Consider the following 17,471-nt stretch of genomic DNA (forward strand, 5'->3'; position numbering starts at 1 on the left):
GCGGGGCCGAAACCCGACCGGACCGGAACCATGTCCCACACCCTGAGCACCGCCCTGCTGCCCACCGGCCTGCACGACGTGCTGCCGCCGGACGCGGCGCACGAGGCGGCGGCCGTGGAGCGGCTGATGGCCGAGTTCGCCGGGCAGGGGTACGAGCGGGTCAAGCCGCCGCTGGTGGAGTTCGAGGAAGGGTTGCTGGCCGGTCCCGGGGCCGCCATGGCGCAGCAGACGTTCCGCCTGATGGACCCGGTGTCCCAGCGCACCATGGGCCTGCGCGCCGACATCACCCCGCAGGTCGCGCGCATCGCCACCTCCCGCCTGGCCCGCACGGCGCGGCCGCTGCGCCTGTGCTACGCCGGGCAGGTGCTGCGGGTGAAGGGCTCGCACCTGCGCCCGGAGCGTCAGCTGGCCCAGGCCGGGGTCGAGCTGATCGGCGCGCTGGAGCCGGAGGGCGATGCGGAGGTGATCCTGCTCGGCGCCCGGGCCCTCGACGTGGTCGGGGTGCGCCACGTCTCGGTCGACCTGTGCGTGCCCACCATGGTGCCGCTGGTGTGCCGCGGCCTGGGCCTGGCCGAGGAGACGACGCGGGCGCTGCGCGCCGCGCTCGACCGCAAGGACGCCGCCGCCGTGGCGGCGGTGGGCGGGCCGGCGGCGGAGCTTCTGGACACCCTGATGGACGCCTCCGGCCCGGCCGACCGGGCGATGGCCGCGCTGGCCGTGGTCGACCTGCCGGAACCGGCCGAGAAGGACCGCCGCCGCCTGACCGAGGTGATGCGCCTGCTGCGGGCCGCCCGCCCGGATCTGACGGTGACCGTCGACCTGGTGGAGCACCGCGGGTTCGAGTACCAGACCGGCCTGTCCTTCACCCTGTTCGCCCGCGGCGTGCGGGCGGAGCTGGGGGTCGGCGGGCGCTACCGCGCCGGCGCCGGCGCCGGGGTGACCAACGGCGGGACCGAGGGCGAGCCGGCCACCGGATTCTCCCTCTACCTCGATTCCGTCCTGCGCGCCGTGCCGGTGCCGCACCCGGCGCGCCGGGTGTTCCTGCCCCACGGCACCGCACCGGCGGTGGGCGAGGCGCTGCGCGCCGACGGCTGGGTCACCGTGGCGGGCCTGGGGCCGGCCGCCGACCTGGTGGCCGAGGCCCGCGCCCAGCGCTGCACCCATATCCATGACGGCGGCCCTCACGGCGGCCACGCCGGCGGCGCGCCGACGCTGTTGGACTAGACGGTCAAACGCCCGCCGGCGACGGCGGGGCGAGACGCTCGAAGACCCCGCCCGCGACGGGCGGGGATGCACGGAACCCGGATACCGCGGAGAGAGAGATGGCCAACGTGGCTGTGGTCGGCGCCCAGTGGGGCGACGAGGGCAAGGGCAAGATCGTCGACTGGCTGTCGAGCCGGGCCGACGTGGTGGTGCGCTTCCAGGGCGGCCACAACGCCGGCCACACCCTGGTGATCGGCGACGTCGTCTACAAGCTGAGCCTGCTGCCGTCCGGCGTGGTCCGCCCGGGCAAGCTGGCGGTGGTCGGCAACGGCGTGGTCTTCGACCCCTGGGCCTTCCTGCGGGAGGTCGACTCGATCCGCGAGAAGGGGGTCACGGTCACGCCTGAGAACCTGCTGGTGGCGGAGAACGTGCCGCTGATCCTGCCGGTCCACGGCGCCGTCGACCGCGCCCGCGAGGAGGCGCGCGGCGCCTCCAGGATCGGCACCACCGGGCGCGGCATCGGTCCCGCCTATGAGGACAAGGTGGCGCGCCGGGCCATCCGGCTGTGCGACCTGGCCGACCCGGCCACCCTGCCGGAGAAGGTCGACCACCTGCTGTTCCACCACAACGCCGTGCTGCGCGGCCTGGGCGCCACCGAGGTGACCCCGGCCGAGATCATCGACCCGCTGACCGAGGTGGCGCCCAAGATCCTGCCCTTCGCCACCGTGGTGTGGCAGCGCCTGGACGAGCTGCGCCGCGCCGGCAAGCGCATCCTGTTCGAGGGCGCCCAGGGGGCGATGCTGGACATCGACCACGGCACCTACCCCTACGTCACCTCCTCCAACACGGTGGCCGGCAACGCCGCCTCGGGTTCGGGCATCGCGCCGCGCGCCATCGGCTACGTCCTGGGCATCTGCAAGGCCTACACCACCCGCGTCGGCTCCGGCCCCTTTCCGACCGAGCAGGACAACCCGGTGGGCGACCTGATCGGCCAGCGCGGCCGGGAGTTCGGCACGGTGACCGGGCGCAAGCGCCGCTGCGGCTGGTTCGACGCCGTGCTGGTGCGCCAGGCCATCAAGACCGGCGGCATCGACGGCATCGCGCTGACCAAGCTCGACGTGCTGGACGGGCTGGACGAGATCAAGGTGTGCGTCGGCTACCGCCTCGACGGCCAGGAGCTCAACCACCTGCCGGCCGCCGCCTCGCTGCAGGCCCGGGTCGAGCCGGTCTACGAGAGCTTCGAGGGCTGGAAGGAGAGCACCCAGGGGGCGCGCTCCTGGGCCGACCTGCCGGCCCAGGCGGTGAAGTACGTGCGCCACATCGAGGAGCTGATCCAGTGCCCGGTGGCGCTGCTCTCCACCAGCCCCGAGCGCGACGACACCATCCTGATGCAGGACCCGTTCGAGGACTGACGCGCGTCCTTTGAGACCGCACGGCCCGAGGCGCGTCGCGCCTCGGGCCGTGCGATGTCGGGTCGCCCGGGACCCTCCCGGTCACGTCCCTTCGATGGCGCAGGCGCCGGTCACGGCGGCATGGCGTGGCACTGCTGCGGGGAAATGCCGGGATCGGCCGAGGGCGGTATCACCACCCAGGACCGGATGATGGTTTCGAGATCCTTCAGGACGCCAGGGGAACGCTCCAGAGCGAGCAATGCGTCGAAGAACGTCACGCTGAGAACTGAACGCGACGACATCGCGCGTGAAACCCGGACTCGGCGCCCCAAATTTCTTCCACGGAAAACAAAGGGGTCCGATGCATGAACGATGACGGGAAGACCGAACAGGAACGGTGGTGACGGGTGCACGTAAATGCGGTCGCCCGGCGAGTTCGCCACCATCACGAAGCCACCATCCCGTCGGATTGCCCAGTCGTCGCTCCAAGGACCTCCCCGTCGGGCAAGCAGATCGCACCACTGGTCGATGCTCGCCGGCCGGTCATGGGCTGAGATGAAAACGACACCACTGACCCGTCCGGGCGCGAGGTCCGCAGTCGCCCGGTTCAGATCGAGACTGACAGAGCGGACGGCGCACCACCCGTCCAGGTCGATGGCGCGTTTCCAGCGGCGCTGATCGAACCAGCCCACGTTCGGCTTCGCGTCCGCCGGCACGGCCAGGGCGAGGTCGCCGATCTTCAAGCGAATGGTTCCGTCGGCGGCGCGGCAGGCGTCGGGTGGCGGGAAACCGGGTCCGAAGACCCGCAGGAAGACAAAGAACGCCACCACGGCAACGATGAACAGCGCGATCAGGGCGCTGGTCTCGACCGCGAGCCGGCCAGCGACGCAGAGCACGATCCTCGCGGGAGCGACGAACCGGCGCGGGAATCCAGCGGTACTGCGGGGTTCGCTCACGCCATGCCCCATGTTCTTGCGCCCGCGCCGCGCCTGGCCCGTCCGCTGCGACGGGAGCGTTGGAATTGCATCCATCGTGAGTCGGATGGAGCGCTGGTCATGGCGGGGCGGCGCTGCACTGGTGGTCTGAGATGCCAAGATCCGCCGACGGTGGCGCCACCTTCCAGGAGTGGATCGCGGCCTCGAGCGCATTCAGCACGGCGGGGGCGTGGTCCAGGGGGAGGGTCGTGTCGGAAAAACGCATGTCCAGCACGGTGTTTGCCGACATTGCGCGAAGAATCCGGATGCCCCGGCCTTCGCTTTTCCCGGAGATGAGAACGTACGGGTGGCGATTTACCCAGGCAACGCCGGGCAGACCGAAGAACGACGGCGGTGATGGGGTGCCATCCACCCGGCTCGCCCGTGCGTCCTGCATCAGCTGGAAATCACCCTCCTGCCCGACGATGCCGGCCGTGTCCAAGGCGCCGCCGTCCTGTCCGGCGCTCAGACGGCACCAGAAATCCCGCTCCGTCGCCTGAGTGTCCTTTTTCAGGATCACGGTGATCGACGGCTTTTCGGGGCCGGGATCGGCAGGTCTTGAAGCAACGGCGACCGTCATGACCCGCACCTTGCACCACCCGTCCGGGCCCCTGACGGACTTCTGTCCGGTGGGCCGTTCGAAGAACAGGACATGGGGCTTCGCCCGCGCCGGCACGGCCAAGGCGAGGTCGCCGATCCTGACATGCGCGCTCCCATCGCCCGCCAGACACTCGTCAACATCCAATATCGGTGGCTCCGGCCAGCCGGGCGCGAACAGGCGATACGCCACGACCAAGCCGGCGAGAATCGCGATCAGGACGCCGGTCCTGATCAGAACCCAGCGCGCGAGGTGCCGAGCGCAGCGCATGGACCGGACCGCGTGACGAGGATCCTGTCGGCCAGCGGTTTCGCGACCGGCCGCTGTGCGCGGGGTCGGACTTGGCCCGGTACGGTCATCTCGCGTCCTCCTGGTGCACCGGTGGGCCGTCGCCGACGTGCGGAGGGGCCCGTTTCCCCCGCGCCATGGGGCAGGCGGAGCCCTGTCCACGTCCCTTTGCCATTGTCTCTTCCTGGGAAACATCTGTGTGCAGGCTCTCGATTGACCCGCCCCCCGCCCCGCCCCGCCCCACCCCGGCGCCGGCTGTGTGTGCGAATGGTTTCCAGGGGGTTGATGTTTCGGGCGGTTCCAGGGCCGCCCCCGACGACACCCCTCGACGGCGGGGCCAATAAGGCGTTATGTCCCTGTGCGGGTCCGCCGGACCCCGCATCGCCGTCCGCCAGCGAGGGAACAGCCAACCGCCATGCCGTCCGATGCCCAGACCGTGGCCGCGGCCGGCTCCGCGGGGATGACGAGCGAACCGGTCAAGCTGGCCGAGCGCTACGAGATCCTGCCGGGCTCGCCGCTGGCGGTGCTGAACACACCGGGCGGCAACGCCTACGGTGCCCGCTCGCTGCGCGACAAGCGGGTGGAGACCTTCGCCATCGTCTGCTCGGGCACCGTGCTGCCGCGCAGCGACGTGGTGTCGACCTTCGCCAACGTCGACAACCCCGCCCACATGCGGCTGTTCGACTGGGGTGTCATCGACTGGCCGCCCGACAAGGTGCGGCGCTACTGCCTGGTGTTCGAGCGGCCGCTGGGCAAGCGGCTGATGAACGCGATTACCGAGGCGGTCGAGCCGATGCCCGAGGACCACCTGACCCGCAACGTGGTGCAGCCGGTGGTGGCGCTGCTGCGCGAGCTGTCGAGCCGGGGCCTGGTGCACGGTGGCGTCCGGCCCACCAACATGTTCTACCGCGACCTCACCGCGGGGGCCCTGATGGTCGGCGAATCGGTGTCGACGCCGCCCGGCTACGGCCAGCCGCTGATCATGGAGACGGTCGAGCGCGGCATGACCAGCCCCTCGGCGCGGGGCACCGGGACCATCGCCGACGACCTCTATTCCCTGGGCGTGACGCTGCTGATCCTGCTGCTCGGCCGCAACCCCGTGGCCAGCCTCGACGACGACACGATCCTGCAGGCGAAGATCGAGCGCGGCTCGTTCCCGGCCCTGGTCGGCCAGATGCGCCTGCCGCTGGGCATCGGCGAGGTGATCCGCGGCCTGATGGTCGACGATCCCAAGCAGCGCTGGAGCCTGAACGACCTCGACCTCTGGCTGTCGGGGCGCCGCCTCAGCCCCAAGCAGCCGCAGATCCCGCGCCGCGCCGCCCGCCCGGCGGAGTTCCAGGGGCAGGAGTATTGGCACTGCCGCACCCTGTCGCGGGCGCTGGCCCGCCACCCCGCGGCGGCGACCCAGGTGATCGAGAGCGGCGAGCTGGACAAGTGGCTGCGCCGCAGCATGTCCGACGACGTCCGCGCCGAGGCGGTCGCCAGCGCCATCCAGACCGCCGGCGGCGGCAAGGGCGGCTCGATGGCGGAACGGCTGGTGTCGCGGGTGTGCATGGCGCTGGACCCGGCGGCGCCGATCCGCTACCGCGGCAAGGCGTACATGCTGGACGGCATCGCCGCGGCGATGGCCGAATCCTTCCTGCGCGGGGAGTCGCCGCAATCGGTGGCCGAGGTGGTGTCCAACCAGCTCCCCATGTTCTGGGTCAACGTCCAGTCGGATTTCCGGCCGGAGTTCGTGCCGCTGGTGCACAGCTTCGACCAGTGGCGGTCGTTCCTCGACCGCACCGCGCCGGGCCTCGGGCTGGAGCGCACGCTCTACGAGATGAACCCGACCATGCCCTGCGTCAGCCCCCTGGTGCTGGGCCAGTACCCGCTGACCCCGGGGGACGTGCTGCGTGCCCTGGAGTGGGCGGCATCGGGCGGCGAGCGCGGCAAGGAGCCCATCGACCGCCACATCGCCGCCTTCCTGGCCGCCCGCCACAAGCGCACCGAGGAGATGCTGTACGCCCAGCTCGCGCCCACCAGCGATCCGCTGCGGCGCACCATCGCCATGCTGACCATCCTGGCCGAGGTCCAGGTGCGCACCGGCACGGCCCCGCTGCCCCACCTCTGCGCCTGGATGGTGTCGCTTCTCGACCCCGCCTTCCGCCGCTTCCACAGCCGGCCGCACCAGGACGACGTGCGCCGCCAGGCGGAGGTCGCGGCCCATGGCGGGCGCCTCGCCGATCTCCTGAAGATCGTCGACGACCCCGACAGCCTGCGCCAGGACCGGGCCGATTTCGAGGCGGCGCAGATCTCCTACCGCGAGGCCGACGGGGAGATCGAGAAGCTGCGCGACCTGATCTCCGACCGCGACGGCATCGCCGAGGGCACGGGGCGGCAGGTGGCCGCCGTCATCTCGAGCCTGGTGTCGACGGTCCTGGTCGCCGGCATCATCCTGTTCTACGCGTTCTGAGGGAAGGCACGACGACCCATGGCCCGTTCCCGCCCCCCCGTCCGCAGCGCCAAGCGCGCGAAGAAGCGCGGCGGTCCCTGGCTCTTCCTGCTGCTGATCCTGCCCGCGGCCCTGGTGGTGCTGCCGACCACCATCGTCTTCGGCCTGGGCATGGTGCCCACCGTCGTCGCCTACATGATCGACCGCGATCCCGACAAATCGGCGCCGATCACCGTCGGCGGGCTCAATTTCTGCGGCTGCATGCCGTTCGCCATCGACCTCTGGAAGACCGGCCACACCGCCGGCGCGGCGCTCAAGGTGTTCGGCGACCCGCTGTCGTGGCTGATCATGTACGGGGCGGCCGGGCTGGGCTGGGCGCTCTACTACGGCATCCCGCCGGCCATCGCCAGCGCCGAGATCATGCGCGCGGAGAAGCGCGTGGAGGCCCTGCGCTCCCAGAAGGCCAAGCTGGTCCAGGAGTGGGGGCCCGACGTCACCGGCCGCGGCCAGGACGACGACGGGTCGGAGATCGGGTCGGCGCTGGGCTAGCCGAGCGGCAGCCGGCGGGGCGGCGGCCGGGGCCGGGAAAGCGGGCGGGCGGTGTCAGCCCACCAGCTTCTGCTCCAGCGCGGCGCTGCGGATCGCCTTCTGCAGCTTCTCGAAGGCGCGCACCTCGATCTGGCGCACCCGCTCGCGGCTGATGCCGTACTTCTGCGACAGGTCCTCCAGGGTGGTGGGGTCGTCGCGCAGGCGCCGCTCGGCCAGGATGTGGCGCTCGCGCTCGTTCAGGTTTTCCATGGCCCGGGTCAGCAGCTTGCGGCGCTTGCCCAGCTCCTCCTGCTCGGCCAGGCTGATCTCCTGGTTGGCGGTCTCGTCGACCAGCCAGTCCTGCCACTCGCCCTCGCTCTCGGCCCGCAGCGGGGCGTTGAGGGAGTGGTCGGGGGTGGCCAGCCGGCGGTTCATCGCCACCACGTCCTGCTCGGGCACCGCCAGCTTGTCGGCGATGGCCTTGACCGTCTCCGGCGGCAGGTCGCCCTCGTCGATCGCCTGCATCTGGCCCTTGAGCTTGCGCAGGTTGAAGAACAGCTTCTTCTGCGCCGCCGTGGTGCCTATCTTCACCAGCGACCAGGAATGCAGGATGTATTCCTGGATCGCCGCACGGATCCACCACATCGCGTAGGTCGCCAGGCGGAAGCCGCGGTCGGGGTCGAAGCGCTTGACCGCCTGCATCATCCCGACATTGCCCTCGGAGATCAACTCCGACACCGGCAGGCCATAGCCGCGATAGCCCATGGCGATCTTCGCCACCAGGCGCAGGTGGCTGGTGACCAGGCGGTGGGCCGCGTCGGAATCGCCATGCTCCTGCCAGCGCTTGGCCAGCATGAACTCCTCCTGCGGCTCCAGCATCGGGAAGGTGCGGATCTCCTGCAGGTACCGCGACAGGTTGCTTTCGGAACTGACCGCCGGAATGCTCGGCAGCGTCGCCATGTGATCCTCTCCCGGCGGGCGTGCCCCGTGTCCCCTCGTCGGGGATGGCGAACGACCGCTCCTCCTTGATCGGCGGACCCGCCCGGGGGCGGTCCCGCCATCGCCTAGAATACCCCACGCCCGCACAGGGGCACAGCCCCCTTTGTCGGCGGGGCGCGGGGCGTCGTCGGACCGTCCTCCTATGAACGCTCCAACCCGTCGATCAATTCCTGGATGTCCGGCGCCATGGCCACGGCAAAGCGGACCGGCTCGGCACGGGACGGGTGGACGAAGGCGAGGCCGACGGCGTGCAGCGCCTGGCGCGGGAAGCCGACGAGCCGGGCCCGCGCCGGTTCCGGCAGCGCCGCGGCGTTGGCGCCGCGCGGGCGTGCCGGGCGGCCGCGGCCGTAGAGCGGGTCGCCGACCACGGGATGGCCGAGGTGGGCCATGTGGACGCGGATCTGGTGGGTGCGCCCGGTCTCCAGCACGCATTCCACCAGCGCCACGGCGCGGCCCCAGGCGCGCAGCACGCGGTAGCGGGTGACGGCGCGCTTGCCGGTCGCCCCGGACACCACCGCCATCTTCTTGCGGTCGGCCGGGCAGCGGCCGATCGGCGCGTCCACCACGCCGTCCCTGGGCGACGGCACGCCCCAGACCAGGGCATGGTAGGTGCGGCTCAGGGTGCGGCCGGCGAACTGCTCGGTCAGGGCGTGGTGGGCACGGTCGTTCTTGGCGACGACCATCAGGCCGCTGGTGTCCTTGTCCAGGCGGTGCACGATGCCGGGCCGACGCACCCCGCCGATGCCCGACAGGCTGGCCCGGCAATGGGCCAGCAGCGCGTTGACCAGGGTGTTGTCCGGGTTGCCGGCGGCGGGATGGACCACCAGGCCGGCGGGCTTGTCGATCACCAGCACGTCCTCGTCTTCGTGGACGACGCAGAGGGGGATGTCCTGGGCCTCGGGCGTCGCGGGTTCAGCTTCGGGGACGAAAATGTCGAAACCTTGACCGGGTTTGACCCTCTGGGAGGCGTCGGCTATGGTCCGCCCGTCGAGCCGGACGTGGCCTTGTTCCAGCAGCGCCCGCACGCGCGACCGCGACAGGTCCGGGACCTGCGCCGCCAGGACCTTGTCCAGCCGCTCGCCGGCCGCCTCGGGCGGCACGGTGCCGCCGTGGCGGGCGCCGCCGGCGCCGGCGTCCGGATCGGGCTCGGGACCGGCGCCAGACTCGGGCCCGGGGTCGCCGTCGGGCGTCCGGTGCTCAGGAACCGCGGTCATGGTCCGCCCCTCGCCGTGCTCTGTCACCACCGTGGACCCGATCCGTGCGCGTTCTCAAGGCCGCCATCATCATCATGGGTGTGTTCATCGTCGCCGGATACGCGTATCTCGGCCTCGAAGTCTACAAGCGAATGACCGGTGCCGGCGCGCCGGCGGAGCCGGGGGAGGAGCGCCCGCTGCCGGTCACCGCCGCCGGAGAGGTGGCGCTGGGCCTGCCGGCCGGCAGCCGCATCGCCGAGATGCTGGCGGTGGGGAACCGCGTGGTGCTGCGGGTGGCGCTGCCCGAGGGCGACCGGCTCTTCGTGCTGGACCCCCGCGACGGCGCGGTCACCGCGGTGGTGACCACCGGTGCGCCCCCCACCACCGCCCCCCCCACCGCCGCCTCCACCGACATCGACACCGGCACCGACGCCGGCACCGACGCCGGGCGACGGGGGGCGCCGTGACCGGCTACGACTTCCGCAGCGACAACGTCGCCGGCGCCGTGCCGGAGGTGGTCGACGCCCTCGCCGCCGCCGCCCGCGGCACCGCCGCCCCCTACGGCGACGACCCGTGGACCGCCCGCGTCGGCGCCCGCCTGGCCGGGCTGTTCGAGACCGAGGTGGCGGTGTTCCCGGTGGCCACGGGCACGGCGGCCAACGCGCTGGCCCTGTCGGCGCTGACCCCGCCCTACGGGGCGATCTACTGCCACGCCGCCAGCCACATCGACCACGACGAATGCGGGGCGCCGGTGCTGTTCACCGGCGGCGCCAAGCTGGTCGGCCTGCCGGGCGACCATGGACGCCTCGCCGCCGCCACTCTGGAACGCGCGCTGGACGGCGCCGGGAGCGGCGTCGTCCACCACGTCCAGCCCGCCGCGATCAGCCTCTCCCAGGCCACCGAGGCGGGCACCGCCTACCGCCCCGACGCGGTGGCGGCGCTGGCCGCGGCGGCCCATGGCCGGGGACTGGCGGTGCACATGGACGGCGCCCGGTTCGCCAACGCGCTGGCGTTCCTCGGCTGCACGCCGGCCGAGGCGACCTGGAAGGCGGGCGTCGACGTGCTGTCGCTGGGCGCCACCAAGGGCGGCGCCTTCGCCGCCGAGGCGGTGATCTTCTTCCGCCGCGACCTCGCCGCGGATTTCGGCTACCGGCGCAAGCGGGGGGGCCACCTCGTGTCGAAGATGCGCTTCATCTCCGCCCAGCTCGACGCCTGGCTGGCCGACGGCCTGTGGCTGCGCCTGGCCGGCCACGCCAACGCCATGGCCCGGCGCCTGGCGGCGGGGCTGGCGGCGGTGCCGGGAGCGGCGCTGGCGCATCCGGTCGAGGCCAACGAGGTGTTCGTGGCCCTGCCGCCGCCGGTGGTCGCCGCCCTGGAGGCGGCCGGCTTCGGCTTCCACCGCTGGGACGGCCCGGTGGTGCGGCTGGTGACCGCCTTCGACACGCCGCCGGCCGCGGTGGATGCGCTGCTGGCGGCGGCGCGCGCCGCGGCGGACCGAGCCGCCACGGCCTGAGCGGTCAATCCGCCGTCCGCGACGCCGGCTGCGCCGGCGCCCCGGGCTGGGCGGCGTCCCGGGGGGCGGCGTCCCGGGGGGCGGTGGTCAACGCGGTGTTCTCCAGCGGGAAGGTGAGGGTGAACAGGGTGCCGTGGTCGTCGCGGATCGCGTGGGTGCCGCCGATCTGGCGCACCAGGCCGCGCACCAGCCGGGTGCCCATACCGCCGGCCCCGATCCTGCCAGCGCCGATCCCGACGCCGTCATCGCGCACCCGCAGCACGGCGTGTCCCCCGTCCAGGGGGTCGAGGCTGACGGCGATGGTGCCGGCCCGCCCGGCGGGGAAGGCGTGCTTGAAGGCGTTGGTGACCACCTCGTTGACGATGAGGCCGAGCGGCAAGGCCAGATCCGCGGCGACCCGGACCGGGGCGAGGCGGCATTCGACGGTCACGGCGGCGCCGTGGCCGTCGCGCAGCCCGTCCATCAGGGTGCGGATGTACGCGGCGATGTCGACCTGGTCGTACTGGTCGGAGCGGTAGATGTGCTCGTGCACCGCCGACATCGCGGCGATGCGACGGGTCAGCTCCTCCTTGCCCTCGGCCGGGCCGGGCTGCAGGTGGACCAGCGCGGACACGGTCTGCAGGTTGTTCTTCACCCGGTGGTGGATCTCGCGGAACAGGGTGCGGTTCTGCTCCAGCGCCCCGGCCAGGGCGCCGCGGATGCGCTCCTCGCGCCGCAGCAGGTGGACGACCCACAGCGAGACGGCGAGCAGCGCCAGCGCGATCGGGGCGGCGAGCAGGGCCACTTCGGCCAGGCGCTGCCAGGCGTTGCCATCCCGCGCGCTGGCCGGGATGCCGACCACCGCGACCAGCGGCAGCCCGTCGACGCGCCGGTAGCCGACCACCCGCGACACCCCGTCGGCGGGCGAGGCCTCGGCGGTGTAGACGCCTTCCGGCGACTCGGGCAGATGGTCGGTGAACAGCACGTAGCCCGACAGGTCGAGGGGCCGGTCGGGCAGGGGAAAGCGGGCGACCAGGCGTCCGTCGTCGCGCAGCAGCCCCACCGACGACCCCGGACCCAGGTTCAAGGAGCCCCAGAACTGCGCCAGCAGGTCGGCCGGGACGTAGATGATCACCGCCCCGACGAACCGTCCCTCGCGCTCAAGACGCCGGCCGACGGGGAACAGCTTGCGCCCGGAGACCTTGCCGACGAGGAAGGAGCCGACGTGCCACTCCGCGCCGGTCCGCAGCGCCTGGAAATAGTCCCGGTCCCCGACGTTGACCGCGCCCATCTCCGGCTCGTTGGTCAGCAGGGAGTCGCCGTTGGCGTCGAACACCCAGACGTGGACGGAACCGGGGAGGAACGCCACCGCGTCCTTGATGTCCTGGACGCTGGGCGTCTTGAACAGGTCGAGCCGGCTCTCCACGCGGTCGGCCACCCGGCGCAGGGCCTGGTGGTTGGCCTCGATCAGCCAGCGGACGTGGGCGGCCGCGGTGTAGGCGGCCGCCGACGCGCGCGCCTCCACGGCGGCCTGGGCGTCGCGCCGGCCTTGCCAGACCAGAACCGCGGCCAGCCCCGCCACCAGCACCAGCAGCAGGCCGACCATGGCCGCCGCGGCGACGACGGCGCGGCCTGCCGGCCCTGACGCAAGCGGGTCGCGCAACGGGCGGTCGGGCGGAAGGCCGGCGGGCACGCGACATGTTCCTCCTGGCAGAACGGGCAATTGTGCGCCACCCCCCGACGCGCGCCAATCCGGCCGGGGGGCATAGGCGGTCCGGCCGGGGCGGTCCGGCCGGGGCGATACGGCCGGGGCGGTCCGGCCGGGCACGGAAAAAAGGGCTTGCGCCCCATCGGGCACTTCGCTACATACGGCGTCCACGCCGACCGACGTCCCCTTCGTCTAGAGGCCTAGGACACCGCCCTCTCACGGCGGCGACAGGGGTTCGAATCCCCTAGGGGACGCCATCTCGCTTCGCCGCGGGGGGTGCGCCGCAAGCGCAAAGGTCGAGTCGATGGGCGGGTCGCTCCCGCCGGCGCCAGGTCCCCTTCGTCTAGAGGCCTAGGACACCGCCCTCTCACGGCGGCGACAGGGGTTCGAATCCCCTAGGGGACGCCATCCGCACGCGACCGGACGCCGCGCACGGCGCGATCGTCCAGGCCCTGCGGCGTGTCCCACCCTCGTTCGCGTTCGACGCCGGCCGGTCTGGTCCAGACGGGTCCGCTCAGCCCGCCCCGTCAGCCCGGCCCGGTGAAGTAGTACGGGTTCGCCTTGCGCGACGGGCTGATCGTGATCTCCAGATCGTCCAGATGGGCGTCCAGGGCCTTGACGGCGGCCTCGGCGTCGTGGGCGGCGATGGCGTCGACGATGGCCGCGTGCTCGGCCACCACCAGGGCCATGCGCCCGCGCACGGGCAGGGTGAGACGCCGGTAGCGGTCGATCTGCACCTTGGTCTGCTGGATGACGGTCCAGAAGCCGGGATAGCCCGAGGCCTCGGCCAGCAGCGCGTGGAAGATCTCGTCGGCGGTGTAAAAGCCGTCGGGGTCGCCGGCCGCCTCCTTCTCCCGCTGCAACTCGATGTTGGCGCTCAGGCCGGCGATCTGGCTCCGGGTCGCCCGTTCCGCGGCGTAGCGGACGGTCGCCTGCTCCAGGGCCTTGCGGATGGCGATGGCCTCGGGCAGTGCGGCGACGGGAATCCGGGAGACGAAGGTGCCGGACTGCGGAAAGATCTCGATGAGGCCCTCGTCGGCGAGGCGCAGCACGGCTTCGCGCACCGGCGTGCGGCTGATGCCGTAGTCCTGGGCGATCCGCTTCTCCGCCAGCGGGTCGCCGGGCTTGCGGCGCAACGACACGATGTCGGCGCGCAGGTCACGGTAGACGGCCGCGGCCACGGTGTTGCCGCGGGGCCCGCCGCCCGCCCCGGCGGCCGAGACGATCCGCCGGGCCGCCGGCGGTGCGAGGGGCCTCCCGTCATCGCGGGCCGGTCCACCGGCCGGCGACGCCTTGTCCAGGGAAGGGTGCGCAGTGGGACGTCTGACCGACACGGCAGCCTCTTAACCAAAAAATCTAATATACTAGTTGTTCCGCCCCCGGTCAAACGGCGCGTGCCTGCGATGCGGCGGACGTGTGGCGTGCGGTGTGCGGCGTGGCGGCCCGTGCGGACCCACGCCCGGCACCGTCCCGCCCGCGGCCTGCGGCAAGGGGCCGCAGGCGAGGCATGTCAACGCGTTGGCCGGCGGCGGGGAACGGGCCGGACGGCGGCGGCCCGCGAAATGAAGGCTTGCGCTCAACACTGATATATTAATATTGTAGAGGCCAGCCAGCGAGGCCGTTCCCCTCCATCGGAGACGTGCGATGCTCCACCCCGACCGCCTTTTCCCCAGCGATCCGACGCAGCGCGCGATCGCCCGCCGGCTCTACGCCGAGGTGAGCGGGCTGCCCATCATCAGCCCCCACGGCCACACCGATCCGGCGTGGTTCGCCCGCGACGAGGCGTTCCCCGACCCGGCCACCCTGTTCGTCGTTCCCGACCACTACGCCTTCCGCATGCTCTACAGCCAGGGCGTGGGCATCGAGAGCCTGGGCGTGCCGCGCCGGGACGGCGGGCCGGTCGAGGCCGACACGCGGACGATCTGGCGCACCCTGGCCGAACACTGGCACCTGTTCCGAGGCACGCCGACCCGCATGTGGCTGGAGCACGCGTTCGAGACGGTGTTCGGCGTGACCGAGCGGCTGAGCGCGGCCACCGCCGACGCGATCTACGACCAGATCGACGCCTGCCTGCGCACGCCGGAGTTCCGCCCGCGCGCCCTGTTCGAGCGCTTCAACATTGAGCTGCTGGCCACCACGGAGTCCCCGCTCGACACCCTGGAGCACCACCGCGCCATCGCCGCCAGCGGCTGGACCGGGCGGGTGATCACCGCCTTCCGGCCCGACCTGGTGGTCGATCCCGAGTTCGAGGGCTTCCGCGCCAATGTCGAGGCGCTGGGCGCGCTCACCGGGGAGAACACGCTGAGCTGGTCCGGCTATCTCGCGGCGCTTGCCGACCGCCGCCGCCATTTCAAGGCGTTCGGCGCCACCGCCACCGACCACGGGCATCCCACCGCGGCCACCGCCGACCTGCCGCGGGCCGAGGCCGAGCGGCTGTTCGGCAAGGCGGTGCAGGGCGCCGTGACGCCGGACGAGGCCGAGCTGTTCCGCGCCCAGATGCTGACGGAGATGGCGAGGATGAGCCTGGAGGACGGCTTGGTGATGCAGATCCATCCCGGCTCCGTCCGCAACCACAACCGCCAGGTGTTCGAGCGCTTCGGGCGCGACAAGGGCGCCGACATCCCCAGCGCCACTGAATACGTGCGCGCGCTGAAGCCACTGCTCGACCGCTTCGGCAACGAGCGGGCCTTGACCATCATCCTGTTCACGCTGGACGAGACCAGCTACAGCCGCGAGCTGGCGCCGCTCGCCGGCCATTACCCGGCGCTGCGCCTCGGGCCGGCGTGGTGGTTCCACGACAGCCCCGAGGGGATGCGGCGCTACCGCGAGATGGTCACCGAGACGGCGGGCTTCTACAACACCGTGGGATTCAACGACGACACCCGGGCCTTCTGCTCGATCCCGGCGCGCCACGACGTGGCCCGGCGCGTCGATTGCGCCTTCCTGGCCCGCCTCGTCGCCGAGCACCGGCTGGACGAGGACGAGGCGCGGGATCTCGCCGTCGACCTCGCCCACACGCTGGCCAAGACGACCTACAAGCTCTGACCCGCCGTCCTCGAAGGACAACGCCCATGGCATCCCTGACCATCCGCCTGCATCCCGCGGACACCGTCGTCGTCGCCGGCGCCGACCTGGCGCCCGGCACGCCCATCCCGGGCACGGCGGTCGAGACCCGCGCCGCCATCCCGTCCGGCCACAAGGTGGCGGTGCAGCCCATCGCCGCCGGCGCGCCCGTGCGCAAGTACAACCAGGTCATCGGCTTCGCCATGGCGGCCATCGTCCCCGGCGACCACGTCCACGTCCACAACCTGGCCATGGGCGACAGCGTCGAGCGCGACCACGCCTTTGGCGTCGACGCCCGTCCGCTCGACCCCGTGCCCGCGGACCGCCGGGCCACCTTCCAGGGCATCGTCCGGGCCGACGGCCGGGTCGCCACGCGCAACCACATCGGCGTGCTGACCAGCGTGAACTGTTCGGGCACCGCCGCCCGGCTGATCGCCGACCACTTCCGCGGCGACGCCCTGGCCGCCTATCCCAACGTCGACGGCGTGGTGGCGCTGGCCCACGGGTCGGGCTGCGGCATGGGCACCCACGGCGAGGCGATCGACATGCTGCGGCGCACGCTCTCCGGCTACGCCCGCCATCCCAACTTCGGCGCCGTGCTGCTGGTGGGGCTGGGCTGCGAGGTGAACCAGATCGACCGCCTGGTGGAGGCCGAGGGGCTCGTCCCGGGCGAGACGCTGCAGACCCTGGGAATCCAGGACCTGGGCGGCACCGCGGCGACGGTGCGCGAGGGCATCGCCCGCATCGAGGCGATGCTGCCGGGTGTCAACGCCGTGGAGCGCCGGACCGTGCCGGCCAGCCACCTGACCCTGGCCCTGCAATGCGGCGGCTCCGACGGCTATTCCGGCATCACCGCCAACCCGGCGCTGGGGTATGCGGTCGACCTGCTGGTGCGCAACGGCGGCACCGCGGTGCTGAGCGAAACCCCGGAGGTCTACGGGGCCGAGCACCTGCTGACCCGCCGGGCCACCAGCCGGGCGGTCGGCGAGGCGCTGGTCGAGCGCATCCGCTGGTGGGAGGCGTACACCCGCCGCACCGGCGGCGAGATGAACAACAACCCCTCCCCCGGCAACAAGAAGGGCGGGCTGACCACCATCCTGGAGAAGTCGCTGGGGGCGGTCGCCAAGGCCGGCACCACCAATCTGGAAGCCGTCTACCGCTTCGCCGAGCCGATCACCGCCAAGGGGCTGGTCTTCATGGACACCCCCGGCTACGACCCGGTCTCCGCCACCGGCCAGGTGGCGGGTGGTGCCACCGTGCTGTGCTTCACCACGGGCCGCGGCTCCGTCTTCGGCTGCAAGCCGACGCCCAGCCTGAAGCTGGCCACCAACACGCCGCTGTACCGGCGCATGCCCGACGACATGGACCTCGACTGCGGCACCATCGCCACCGGCGAGGCCACCATCGAGCAGGTCGGCCAGGCGATCTTCGACCTGATCCTGGAGACCGCCTCGGGCCGCAAGAGCAAGAGCGAGGCGCTGGGCGTCGGGGCCGACGAGTTCGTGCCCTGGCAGATGGGCGCCGTGATGTGACCGGCGGCGCCGGTCCGACCTCTTCCACCGGGGTGGTCCGAAGCCCCGTGTCCAAAGGAATCCCAGAC

The 17,471-nt window shown here is 72.3% G+C and carries 14 protein-coding genes and 2 tRNA genes; 10 read left to right on the forward strand and 6 right to left on the reverse strand.

Features of this window, described 5'->3' with window-relative positions; translation table 11 throughout:
- The first annotated feature begins 30 nt into the window (after positions 1–30).
- Positions 31–1,224 carry an ATP phosphoribosyltransferase regulatory subunit gene (locus AC6H2I_RS04575; RefSeq protein WP_497499393.1) on the forward strand — a complete coding sequence of 398 codons (1,194 nt, stop codon included), beginning with the start codon at positions 31–33 and terminating at the stop codon, positions 1,222–1,224.
- 98 nt (positions 1,225–1,322) lie between these two features.
- Complete coding sequence (locus tag AC6H2I_RS04580) at positions 1,323–2,615, forward strand: adenylosuccinate synthase (RefSeq protein WP_497499394.1); 1,293 nt, start codon at positions 1,323–1,325, stop codon at positions 2,613–2,615.
- Between the two features lie 110 nt (positions 2,616–2,725).
- Here AC6H2I_RS04580 and AC6H2I_RS04585 read toward each other — a convergent pair whose 3' ends face one another.
- Together AC6H2I_RS04585 and AC6H2I_RS04590 are read right to left on the reverse strand one after the other, a co-directional pair.
- A complete protein-coding gene (locus AC6H2I_RS04585) occupies positions 2,726–3,550 on the reverse strand; it encodes a hypothetical protein (RefSeq protein ID WP_497499395.1) in 825 nt (274 codons plus the stop codon).
- Between the two features lie 97 nt (positions 3,551–3,647).
- Entirely contained in the window at positions 3,648–4,436 is a 789-nt protein-coding gene (locus AC6H2I_RS04590; protein WP_497499396.1) for a hypothetical protein, read from the reverse strand.
- A gap of 433 nt (positions 4,437–4,869) precedes the next feature.
- Here AC6H2I_RS04590 and AC6H2I_RS04595 point away from each other — a divergent pair, with 433 nt between their 5' ends.
- Positions 4,870–6,909 carry a serine/threonine-protein kinase gene (locus AC6H2I_RS04595; protein WP_497499397.1) on the forward strand — a complete coding sequence of 680 codons (2,040 nt, stop codon included), beginning with the start codon at positions 4,870–4,872 and terminating at the stop codon, positions 6,907–6,909.
- 18 nt (positions 6,910–6,927) lie between these two features.
- Positions 6,928–7,437 carry a hypothetical protein gene (locus tag AC6H2I_RS04600; RefSeq protein WP_497499398.1) on the forward strand — a complete coding sequence of 170 codons (510 nt, stop codon included), beginning with the start codon at positions 6,928–6,930 and terminating at the stop codon, positions 7,435–7,437.
- Positions 7,438–7,491: 54 nt separating this feature from the next.
- Here AC6H2I_RS04600 and rpoH read toward each other — a convergent pair whose 3' ends face one another.
- Both rpoH and AC6H2I_RS04610 read right to left on the reverse strand, forming a co-directional pair.
- On the reverse strand, positions 7,492–8,376 hold the full coding sequence (gene rpoH, locus AC6H2I_RS04605) for an RNA polymerase sigma factor RpoH (protein WP_497499399.1): 885 nt from the start codon (positions 8,374–8,376) through the stop codon (positions 7,492–7,494).
- A gap of 179 nt (positions 8,377–8,555) precedes the next feature.
- On the reverse strand, positions 8,556–9,629 hold the full coding sequence (locus AC6H2I_RS04610; protein ID WP_497499400.1) for an RluA family pseudouridine synthase: 1,074 nt from the start codon (positions 9,627–9,629) through the stop codon (positions 8,556–8,558).
- 44 nt (positions 9,630–9,673) lie between these two features.
- On the opposite strand from AC6H2I_RS04610, the gene AC6H2I_RS04615 reads away from it, so the two are divergent.
- Positions 9,674–10,075 carry a hypothetical protein gene (locus tag AC6H2I_RS04615; RefSeq protein WP_497499401.1) on the forward strand — a complete coding sequence of 134 codons (402 nt, stop codon included), beginning with the start codon at positions 9,674–9,676 and terminating at the stop codon, positions 10,073–10,075.
- Positions 10,072–11,121 (forward strand): threonine aldolase family protein, encoded by a 1,050-nt coding sequence (locus tag AC6H2I_RS04620; RefSeq protein WP_497499402.1) that lies wholly within the window; start codon positions 10,072–10,074, stop codon positions 11,119–11,121. Before AC6H2I_RS04615 ends, AC6H2I_RS04620 begins: the two co-directional genes overlap by 4 nt.
- Positions 11,122–11,125: 4 nt before the next feature.
- Here the strand turns inward: AC6H2I_RS04620 and AC6H2I_RS04625 are convergent, their stop codons facing one another.
- The gene (locus AC6H2I_RS04625) at positions 11,126–12,793 is read right to left on the reverse strand and encodes a sensor histidine kinase (protein WP_497499403.1); all 1,668 of its coding nucleotides are present in this window, start codon (positions 12,791–12,793) and stop codon (positions 11,126–11,128) included.
- Between the two features lie 196 nt (positions 12,794–12,989).
- Between AC6H2I_RS04625 and AC6H2I_RS04630 the strand changes: the two genes are divergently transcribed.
- Both AC6H2I_RS04630 and AC6H2I_RS04635 read left to right on the forward strand, forming a co-directional pair.
- Positions 12,990–13,065: transfer RNA gene (locus AC6H2I_RS04630), tRNA-Glu, on the forward strand.
- Between the two features lie 75 nt (positions 13,066–13,140).
- A tRNA-Glu gene (locus AC6H2I_RS04635) sits at positions 13,141–13,216 on the forward strand.
- A gap of 119 nt (positions 13,217–13,335) precedes the next feature.
- Here AC6H2I_RS04635 and AC6H2I_RS04640 read toward each other — a convergent pair.
- Positions 13,336–14,034 carry a GntR family transcriptional regulator gene (locus AC6H2I_RS04640; RefSeq protein WP_497499502.1) on the reverse strand — a complete coding sequence of 233 codons (699 nt, stop codon included), beginning with the start codon at positions 14,032–14,034 and terminating at the stop codon, positions 13,336–13,338.
- A 418-nt stretch (positions 14,035–14,452) separates the two neighbouring features.
- Between AC6H2I_RS04640 and uxaC the strand changes: the two genes are divergently transcribed.
- Both uxaC and AC6H2I_RS04650 read left to right on the forward strand, forming a co-directional pair.
- On the forward strand, positions 14,453–15,853 hold the full coding sequence (gene uxaC / locus AC6H2I_RS04645) for a glucuronate isomerase (protein ID WP_497499404.1): 1,401 nt from the start codon (positions 14,453–14,455) through the stop codon (positions 15,851–15,853).
- A 26-nt stretch (positions 15,854–15,879) separates the two neighbouring features.
- Positions 15,880–17,403, forward strand: a complete 1,524-nt coding sequence (locus tag AC6H2I_RS04650) for a UxaA family hydrolase (protein WP_497499405.1) — start codon at positions 15,880–15,882, stop codon at positions 17,401–17,403.
- Positions 17,404–17,471 lie beyond the last annotated feature (68 nt).

This window comes from Azospirillum sp. NS33 (genome assembly GCF_059703765.1).